Source organism: Mycolicibacterium vaccae NBRC 14118 = CIP 105934 (genome assembly GCF_001552715.1).
GTDB classification, from domain to species: domain Bacteria; phylum Actinomycetota; class Actinomycetes; order Mycobacteriales; family Mycobacteriaceae; genus Mycobacterium; species Mycobacterium vaccae.
The window spans coordinates 1-9,117 of record NZ_BCRS01000213.1 but is presented as its reverse complement, the minus strand read 5'-3'; the positions used below and the strand labels follow the sequence as shown (position 1 = coordinate 9,117).

Sequence of the window (9,117 nt, the reverse complement as noted above, 5' to 3'; positions counted from 1 at the left end):
GGCCCCGACCCGGACACCACGCCGGCCAGCGCGCCCGCCGCCATCCCGGCACGCAGCGTCCGGCGCAACGCCGGATCCAGACTCAGCGCTGCAGGCTGCAGGTCGTTCCCGAGCAGCGGAGCCAGCGCGGCCGGGTCCCCCGAGGCCAGCGCGGCGAGCAGCGGTTCCGGCGATTCCAGCCGGGGCGGCAGAGTGCGGTCCTGCTCGGCGCGCAGCCGGTCGATCTCGGCGAACACCGTCGCGGTGGACAGCCCACCGGGCGAGAACGCCAGCACCCAGTGAAACGTGTTGCGCGCGAGCACGGTCGCCAGCTCTTCGCCCCGCCCGGTGCCCAGCGCGGTGCCGCCGTGCAGCGCGAACGGCACGTCACTGCCCAGCTGGGCGGCCAACGCGTGCAGGTCGCGCCGGGGCAGACCGAGCTCCCACAGCGCGTTCATCGCCACCAGCACCGCGGCCGCGTCGGCGCTACCGCCGGCCATCCCGCCGGCGACGGGGATGGTCTTCTCGATCGAGATCGCCACGTCCGCGGTGCGGCCCACGTGGTCGGCGATCAGTTGGGCCGCCCGCCACGCCAGATTCTGGTGGTCAGTGGGCAGCTCGTCGGCGCCCTCCCCCGAGACCTCCAGCGACAACGCGTCGGCGGTGCGCACGGTCACCTCGTCGAGCAGCGAGACCGCATGGAACACCGTGGTCAACTCGTGGTAGCCGTCGTCGCGGCGATCACCCACATCCAGGTACAGGTTGACCTTGCCCGGGACCCGAACCGTGACCGAACCGGTGGGGACCCAGTCGGCTGCCGTATTACCGTCGCGCGCGGACACCGCACGACCCTAACGAAAAACAACGACCCCGGCGCACGGCCGGGGTCGTCGTAGTGGTCCCTGTGGTCAAGCGGGGTGCGTCAGATCAGGACGTCGGCACCTGAGTGTCGGTGCCGGCGGGCTCGACGGCGGCCATGGTGTCCCTGGTGTCCGTGGTGTCGATGGCGTCCGAGTCGGACCCCTCGGACTTCGAGACGACGTGCCAATCGGCAGAACGCTGCAGCAGCCGTACAAAGTCGTTGATGCTCAGCGTCTCTCCGCGCCGGGAGGGGTCGATGCTGGCCGCGAGCAGGCGACTGGCCGACTCGTTGCCCGAACCCGCCCACTCGGCGAACGCGTTGCGCGAGGTCTTACGGCGCTGCGCGAAAGCCACGTCGATCAGCTCGAAGACCTGCTCGCGGAACTCCGTGTCGGTCGGCCAGGGCGAGGTCTCGTAGCGGTCGATGCGGACCAGGCCCGAGTACACGCGCGGAATCGGCCAGAACACCGTCGGCGACACCATGCCGTAGCGGCGGACGTTGCCGAAGAACCGCACCTTGGCACTGGGCACGCCGTAGTCTTTGCCGCCCGGCTCGGCGGCAAGCCGCTCAGCCACCTCGGCCTGCACCATCACCATGACGGTGCGGATCGACGGGAACTCGGCGAGCAGGTGCAGCAGGGCGGGCACCGCGACGTTGTACGGCAGGTTCGCGACCAACGCGGTGGGCATCTCGGTCATGTCCGACTTCTTGAACGTCAGAATGTCCCGGTTGAGCACCGTGAGCCGGTTGGCCTCGCTGTGAGAATGGTCGGCGATTGTGGTCGGAAGCTGGGTGGCCAGCACAGGGTCGATCTCCACCGCGGTCACCTTGGCGCCGCGGTCCAGCAACGCCAACGTCAGCGAACCCAGACCGGGTCCCACTTCGAGGACGTGGTCCGACCGGTTCACGCTCGAGGCCGACACGATGCGGCGCACGGTGTTGGCGTCGTGAACGAAGTTCTGCCCGAAAGACTTGCGTGGGCGGAAGTCGATCGACTTGGCGAGATGCCGAATTTCAGTTCGTCCGAGCAGGCGTATTGTCACGACGCACCGATCCTCCCACTACACGTGGGCCACGCCCCCCAACCCTGGCGCGCCCGAGTTACCTCAGCAATCGCGATCTGCTCTTCCCTTGTTGCCAGATCCGCCCGCTGAGCATACCTCAGACCACCGTTTCGCTCCCAGGTGTTTTGGTCAAATTGGACGCCACCGAAATAGCCATTGCCGGTATTGATCGACCAATTACCTCCGGCTTCGCAGCGCGCCAAGGCATCCCAGGTATGTCCGTTGGCCACCGCAGGGACCTCTGTACCGGGTTTTGCACCGACCCTGAGCACACCGTCGCGGGCCGGGGTAAGCACCACATTGGCTACTGGCAACCTGCCGGTTTCCACTCCGTTGACCGTTGCGACCGCAAAAGTGACGTCTTGGACGCCCGGACCGCCCGGGTCCTCGACGACCTGACGGCTCATGTTGAGCGTCGGGTCCTCGATGCGCCGGTTGTTCGGCACCAACGGCAGGCGCTCGGTCACCTTCGCGATGCGCACCCGGGTCACCCGGATCTGCATGCCGTCCTCGACCGGGGCTGAAGCCGCCGGGTAAACACTGTCGCTTTGCTGAAGGGGTGCGCCGGCGGCCTCCAACAGGCCCGCCACGTTGGGCGCGGCGAGCCGCACCGCACGCAGCTGACCGCCGTCGTCGATTTGCACGTTTTTGGGGCTCACGACCGGAAGCGCCATCCCGTCGAGAGGAAGCCTGCTGCCGCGCGAGGCCGCCACCGGCGCCCTGTCGGTCATCTGCAGCTGGGCCAGCGCCTCGTCGACCGTGGAGGCCGTCGTCCACATCTGCTCCGGGCCGCCGCCGTCGGTGGAGACGTCCACCGGCCTGCTGCGGCGCAGCACGATGGTGTCGGACTGGTGCACAGGGGTGTCGGCCGCGGGATGCAGATCGTCGCGCTCACCCACCGCGAAGCCGTTCTCAGTTACCACGTCGATCACCCGGGACTTCATCGTCGGGACCGACATGGAGACTCCGTCGACGGTCAGCGTGACGGTCTTGTGCGTGGTCACCGCGGTCGCGCCGGCGAAGATCAACGCGAGCAGCGTCACCGCCACCACGACCCGCAGCAGCGGCGAACGGGAGCGGTGCAGCTTGTTCAAAGCATTCAAAAGGTCGTCTATCTCCGACTCAGGCGCGACGGGCTGGCACTAGGAACGGGCCCTCAGGCGCACTGCAACCGGCACCCACTTGCCCACCGCGCGTTTTGTCACAAGACGGTAACGAAAAGGTCTAGGACCGGCAACCCGCCAGGCCGTACACCCGCCTCGCCGTTGCGGAAGTCTCCTCCGCGATCGCCTCTGCGGACCGGCCGAGGACGTCGGCCAGCGCTCGCACAGTGTAGGGCAGGCAGTAGGGCTCGTTCGGCGCGCCCCGGAAGGGGTGCGGGGTCAGAAACGGCGCGTCGGTCTCCACCAGGAGCTGCCCCGGGGGCACCAGCCTGGCCGCTTCCCGCAGGTCCCGGGCGTTCTTGAAACTCACCGTGCCGGACAGGCTGAGCACCCAGCCGGCGTCGACGCACGTGCGCGCCATCGTCGCGTCGGAGGAGAAGCAGTGGAAGATCACAGTCTCGGGCGCCCCCTCGGCGCGCAACACGTCCAGCACCGCGGCGTCGGCGTCCCGGTTGTGGATCATCAGCGGCTTGCCGGTGCGTTTGGCCAGGTCGATATGCCAGGCGAACGCCTCGCGCTGCTCGGCGGGATCGGCGCAGCCCTCCAGTCGGCCCGGCCAGTACAGGTCCATCCCGGTCTCCCCGACCGCCACGACCCGGGGATGGCCGGCGAGGCGCTCGACGACCGTGCGGGCCTCCTCGGTCAGCGCGTTGGCGCGGGTCGGGTGCAGGGCCACCGCGGCGTACACCCGCGGATCCCACTCCGCCGCGTCGACGGCCCAGCGCGCGGATTCCAGGTCGTCGGCGATCGTCACGACGGCCTGCACCCCCGCCGCGTCCGCGCGGTCGAGGATCGCCTTCACGTCGGCAGCGTCGCGGGCGCCGCAGGCGTCCAGATGGGTGTGGGCGTCGATGAGCGGGGCGAGGGGCTCCGGGACCGGCGGCGGCTCTCGCTTGGCACTCACGGCCCACACTCTAGGGTGAACCCAAATGAGTCAGCCCTACTACGTCACGACGGCGATCGCCTATCCCAACGGCGATCCGCACGTCGGGCACGCCTACGAGTACATCGCCACCGACGCGATCGCCCGGTTCAAGCGACTGGACGGTTTCGACGTCCGGTTCCTCACCGGCACCGACGTGCACGGGCTCAAGATGGCCGAGACGGCCGCCAAGCTGGGCATCCCGACCGCGGAGTTCGCGCGCGCCAACTCGGATGTGTTCCAGCGGCTGCAGGAGAAACTGAACATCTCCTTCGACCGGTTCATCCGCACCAGCGACGCCGACCATTACGAGGCCTCCAAGGCGCTGTGGACCCGGATGGTCGATGCCGGCGACATCTACCTGGACAAGTACTCGGGCTGGTACTCGGTGCGTGACGAACGCTTCTTCACCGAGGCGGAGACCGTCGTCGGCGACGACGGCGTGCGGGTGGCGGCCGAGACGGGCACCCCGGTCACCTGGACCGAGGAGGAGACCTACTTCTTCCGGCTGTCGGCCTACACCGACCGCCTGCTGGCCCTGTACGCCGAGCACCCGGAGTTCATCGAGCCCGAGGCGCGCCGCAACGAGGTCGTCAGCTTCGTCTCCGGTGGGCTGCGTGACCTGTCGATTTCGCGGACCACGTTCGACTGGGGTGTGCCGGTGCCCGACCACCCCGACCACGTGATGTACGTGTGGGTGGACGCGCTGACCAACTATCTGACCGGCGTCGGCTTCCCGGACACCGACTCCGAGACGTTCCAGCGCTATTGGCCGGCCGAGCTGCACATGATCGGCAAGGACATCATCCGGTTCCACACGGTGTACTGGCCGGCGTTCCTGATGTCGGCGGGCATCGAATTGCCGAAAAAGGTGTTCGCCCACGGCTTTCTGTTCAATCGCGGCGAGAAGATGAGCAAGTCGATCGGCAACACCGTCGACCCCGCGAACCTCGTCGACACGTTCGGACTCGACCAGCTGCGCTACTTCCTGCTGCGCGAGGTGCCGTTCGGTCAGGACGGCAGCTACAGCGAGGAAGGCATCATCGGCCGGATCAACGCCGATCTGGCCAACGAGTTCGGCAACCTCGCGCAGCGTTCGCTGTCGATGGTCGCCAAGAACCTCGACGGCGTCGTGCCGACCCCCGGCGAGTTCACCGCAGAAGACTCCGAGATGTTGGCCGCCGCCGACGCGCTACTGGACAAGGTGCGCGAACACTTCGCCGCGACCGCGTTACACCTTGCGCTGGAGGCGATCTGGTCGGTGCTAGGTGCGGCGAACCGCTACTTCTCCGCGCAGGAACCGTGGGTGCTGCGCAAGACGGACGCCGACCGCTTCGCGACCGTGCTGTACACGACTCTGGAGGTGGTGCGCATCGCAGCCCTCCTGAGCCAGCCCGTGATGCCCGACTCGGCGGGCAAGCTGCTCGATCTGCTCGGCCAGCCGGCCGACGAGCGCACCTTCGACGCCGTCGCGACGCGGTTGGTGCCGGGCACCGTGCTGCCCGCGCCGTCGGGCGTCTTCCCTCGCTACCAGGTGGACTGACCATGACTGAGCTACACCCCAAGCTGCACGACATCTACGACGAGGTGGCCTGGCGCAACCCCGGCGAGGACGAGTTCCACCAGGCCGTCTACGAGGTGCTCAACAGCCTCGGGCCGGTGGTCGACAAGCATCCCGACTACGTCGACACCGCGGTGATCCGGCGGCTGTGCGAACCCGAGCGGCAGATCATCTTCCGCGTGCCGTGGCAGGACGACTCCGGCACCGTGCAGATCAACCGCGGCTTCCGGGTGGAGTTCAACTCCGCGCTGGGACCGTTCAAGGGCGGCCTGCGGTTCCACCCGTCGGTGTACCTGGGCATCGTCAAGTTCCTCGGCTTCGAGCAGATCTTCAAGAACTCGCTGACCGGTATGCCGATCGGAGGGGGCAAGGGCGGCTCGGACTTCGACCCCAAGGGCCGCTCCGACGGCGAGGTGATGCGGTTCTGCCAGTCCTTCATGACCGAGCTGTACCGGCACCTCGGCGAGTACACCGACGTGCCGGCCGGCGACATCGGCGTCGGGATGCGCGAGATCGGTTACCTGTTCGGCCAGTACAAGCGCATCACCAACCGGTACGAGTCCGGCGTGTTCACCGGCAAGGGCCTGACCTGGGGCGGATCCCAGGTGCGCACCGAGGCCACCGGCTACGGCACCGTGTTCTTCGTCGACGAGATCCTGCGCTCGCGCGGCGATTCGTTCGAGGGCAAGCAGGTGGTGATCTCCGGGTCGGGCAACGTCGCGATCTACGCGATCGAGAAGGTGAGCGCGCTCGGCGGCACCGTGGTCGCGTGCTCGGACTCCAACGCCTACGTGCGCGAGGACACCGGCATCGACCTGGACCTGCTCAAGGAGGTCAAGGAACGCCGGCGCGGCCGGATCGCCGACTACGTGGAGGCGCGCGGCGACAAAGCCCAGCTCATCGAGGGGCGCAGCGTGTGGGAGGTGCCGTGCGACATCGCCCTGCCGTGCGCCACCCAGAACGAGGTGTCGGGCGACGACGCGGCGATGCTGATCAAGGCAGGCTGCCGGATCATCGCCGAGGGCGCCAACATGCCGTGCACCCCCGAGGCTGTGAAAAGCTTCGAGGAAGCCGGCGTCACGTTCGCGCCCGGTAAGGCCGTCAATGCCGGCGGCGTGTCCACCAGCGCGCTGGAGATGCAGCAGAACGCCTCCCGCGATTCCTGGACGTTCACCGACACCGAGGCCCGGCTCGCCGAGATCATGCGGCGCATCCATGACCGCTGCCTGACCACCGCCGACGAGTACGGTCAGCCTGGCAATTACGCCGCGGGAGCCAACATCGCCGGGTTCATCCGGGTCGCCGACGCGATGCTGGCGCTCGGCCTGGTGTGACATTGTCTGTGGTGATCTGAGGTCTGTGGTGATCTGAGCCACAGTCGCGCCGCCGGTGTCACATTTCGGCGACACGCGGTGTCTTGAGGGCACAACCCTTCGAGAGGAGACACCATGTCCGGACCGCAGACCCACGTCGTCGTGTTGGGCGGCGGCTACGCCGGCGTGATGGCAGCCAACCGGCTGATGTCACGTGACGACCTCCGGGTGACGCTGGTCAACCCCCGGCCCCGCTTCGTCGAACGTATCCGGTTGCACCAACTGGCCGCCGGGAACCACGGCGCCGCCGAGGAGTACGCCGCCGTGCTCAATCCCGGCGTCCGGTTGGTCGTCGACACCGCCGAACGCATCGACGTCGCCGCCCGTCGGGTGTGGCTCGGCTCGGGGAACGCCGACAGCCATCTGGACTACGACTACCTGATCTACGCCGTCGGCAGCACCGGTGTGGTGCCCGACGCGGTTCCCGGTGCCGCCGAATTCGCTTATCCGCTCAGTGAATTGGAGCAGGCCGAGCGGCTGCGCGACCGGCTGGCCGATCTCGCGAAGCCCGCGCCGGTCGTGGTGGTCGGCGGCGGACTCACCGGGATCGAGACGGCGGCGGAGTTCGCCGAGGCCGGCCGCACCGTGACACTGGTCAGCCCGGTGGTGGGTCCGTCCCTGAGCCGGCCCGGACGCCGCTCGGTACTCAAGCGACTGGACAGGTTGGGCGTCACAACCGTGTCGGCGTCGGTCGCGTCGGTGGCAGCCGACCACGTGGTGCTGTCCGACGGCGCGGCACTGCCGAGCGCGGCGACAGTGTGGACCACCGGGTTCGGGGTGCCGGGCCTGGCCGCGGCCAGCGGGTTGACCACCGACGGGCTGGGCCGGTTGCGCACCGACGAGACGTTGACCAGCGTCGACGACGACCGCATCGTCGCCGCCGGGGACGCCGTCGCGCCGTCCGGAGTGCCCTACCGGATGAGTTGCCAGGCCGGGCTGCCGCTGGGTGCGCAGGCCGCGGGCACCGTGCTGGCCCGGATCTCGGGCATCGTGGCCGCCGACGCGACCGTGCCGATGAGCGGCCAGTGCATCAGCCTGGGCCGCGGGGCGGGCACCGTGCAGTTGCAGCACCGCGACGACACCCCGGTGAACCTCTACATCGGCGGGCGCGCAGGCGCTTTCGTCAAGGAGCAGGTGTGCCGGTACACGCTGAAGGTCCTCGACGCCGAAGCGCGCAAGCCCGGCTCGTACCGGTCACTGAAAGGTCCGGACCGCTCGGTGCTGATCGCGACCGAGGCGGCGCCGGCCCGATGAGCGCGACGCCGGGTGACGAACACGCCGAACGGTTCACACAGCTGCGGCCGCTGCTATTCACCATCGCCTACGAGATCCTGGGCAGTGCAACCGAATCCGACGACGTGCTGCAGGAAAGCTACCTGCGCTGGGCCGAGGTCGACCTGTCCAGGGTGACCGACACCAAGGCCTACCTCGCCCAGCTCGTCACCCGGCAGGCGCTCAACGCGCTGCGCGCCCAGTCCCGGCGGCGGGAGGACTACGTCGGCCCCTGGCTACCCGAACCTCTTCTGACAGAAGCGGATCCGGCCGTCGACGTGGTGCTGGCGGAGTCGGTATCGATGGCGATGCTGGTGGTGCTGGAGACGTTGAGCCCCGACGAACGGGCAGTGTTCGTGCTGCGGGAGGTGTTCGGGTTCGGTCACGACGAGATCGCCGCCACGCTGGGCAGATCCGCCGCCGCGGTGCGCCAGATGGCCCACCGCGCCCGCGAACACGTGCAGTCGCGGCGGAAGCGGTTCGAGCCCGTGGACCCGCAGATCTCGACGGAGATCACGACGCGGTTCTTCACCGCGGCCGCCACCGGCGACCTGGACGGGCTGATGGCGATGCTGGCCCCCGACGTGGTGTGGACCGCCGACAGCGACGGCAAGGTCAGCGCGGCGCGCAGGCCGGTGGCCGGCGCGGACCGGGTGGCCCGGCTGATCCTCGGCTTCATCCGACTCGGCGGCGCCGGCGGCAGGGTCGAGCCCGCGATCTACAACAGCGCACCCGCGCTGGTGCTCTATCTGGGCGACAACCTGGAAGGCGTGGTGACCTTCGAGGTCGTCGGCGGCCGGATCACCAACTTCTATGCGATGCGCAACCCGGAGAAGCTGACGGGGGTGATGGTGCCGCGCCGGATCAGCCGATAATGAGCCGTGCGCATCGAGCGGCTCGGCGACCTGGGCAGTGCCCCCG

Annotated in this window: 8 protein-coding genes; 4 read left to right on the top strand and 4 right to left on the bottom strand. The window is 68.7% G+C overall.

What is annotated here, in order from left to right:
* From MVA01S_RS27115 to MVA01S_RS27100, 4 genes are all read right to left on the bottom strand, one after another.
* On the bottom strand, nt 1-821 hold an 821-nt coding region (locus MVA01S_RS27115), incomplete at its 3' end, for a 4-(cytidine 5'-diphospho)-2-C-methyl-D-erythritol kinase (RefSeq protein ID WP_060941767.1).
* Between the two features lie 85 nt (nt 822-906).
* Complete coding sequence (rsmA, locus tag MVA01S_RS27110) at nt 907-1,884, bottom strand: 16S rRNA (adenine(1518)-N(6)/adenine(1519)-N(6))-dimethyltransferase RsmA (protein WP_003929898.1); 978 nt, start codon at nt 1,882-1,884, stop codon at nt 907-909.
* Complete coding sequence (locus MVA01S_RS27105) at nt 1,881-3,008, bottom strand: resuscitation-promoting factor (RefSeq protein WP_003929897.1); 1,128 nt, start codon at nt 3,006-3,008, stop codon at nt 1,881-1,883. The genes rsmA and MVA01S_RS27105 overlap by 4 nt, the downstream gene beginning before the upstream one ends.
* Nucleotides 3,009-3,129: 121 nt before the next feature.
* Nucleotides 3,130-3,981 (bottom strand): TatD family hydrolase, encoded by an 852-nt coding sequence (locus MVA01S_RS27100; RefSeq protein WP_003929896.1) that lies wholly within the window; start codon nt 3,979-3,981, stop codon nt 3,130-3,132.
* 16 nt (nt 3,982-3,997) lie between these two features.
* Between MVA01S_RS27100 and metG the strand changes: the two genes are divergently transcribed.
* The 4 genes from metG to MVA01S_RS27080 all read left to right on the top strand — a co-directional run bounded on the left by metG (nt 3,998) and on the right by MVA01S_RS27080 (nt 9,071).
* Entirely contained in the window at nt 3,998-5,533 is a 1,536-nt protein-coding gene (metG, locus tag MVA01S_RS27095) for a methionine--tRNA ligase (protein WP_003929895.1), read from the top strand.
* A 2-nt stretch (nt 5,534-5,535) separates the two neighbouring features.
* Nucleotides 5,536-6,885, top strand: coding sequence for an NADP-specific glutamate dehydrogenase (gene gdhA / locus MVA01S_RS27090; RefSeq protein WP_060941766.1), 1,350 nt, complete (start codon nt 5,536-5,538; stop codon nt 6,883-6,885).
* Nucleotides 6,886-6,999: 114 nt separating this feature from the next.
* Nucleotides 7,000-8,178: an NAD(P)/FAD-dependent oxidoreductase gene (locus tag MVA01S_RS27085; protein ID WP_003929894.1), complete on the top strand. Its 1,179-nt coding sequence runs from the start codon at nt 7,000-7,002 to the stop codon at nt 8,176-8,178.
* The gene (locus MVA01S_RS27080; protein ID WP_003929893.1) at nt 8,175-9,071 is read left to right on the top strand and encodes an RNA polymerase sigma-70 factor; all 897 of its coding nucleotides are present in this window, start codon (nt 8,175-8,177) and stop codon (nt 9,069-9,071) included. The genes MVA01S_RS27085 and MVA01S_RS27080 overlap by 4 nt, the downstream gene beginning before the upstream one ends.
* Nucleotides 9,072-9,117: the final 46 nt, after the last annotated feature.

What these genes read in the sequence shown, in the direction of transcription:
- metG (WP_003929895.1), top strand. Translation starts at nt 3,998, where the DNA reads ATGAGTCAGCCCTACTACGTCACGACGGCGATCGCCTATCCCAACGGC.
- gdhA (WP_060941766.1), top strand. Translation starts at nt 5,536, where the DNA reads ATGACTGAGCTACACCCCAAGCTGCACGACATCTACGACGAGGTGGCC.
- MVA01S_RS27085 (WP_003929894.1), top strand. Translation starts at nt 7,000, where the DNA reads ATGTCCGGACCGCAGACCCACGTCGTCGTGTTGGGCGGCGGCTACGCC.
- MVA01S_RS27080 (WP_003929893.1), top strand. Translation starts at nt 8,175, where the DNA reads ATGAGCGCGACGCCGGGTGACGAACACGCCGAACGGTTCACACAGCTG.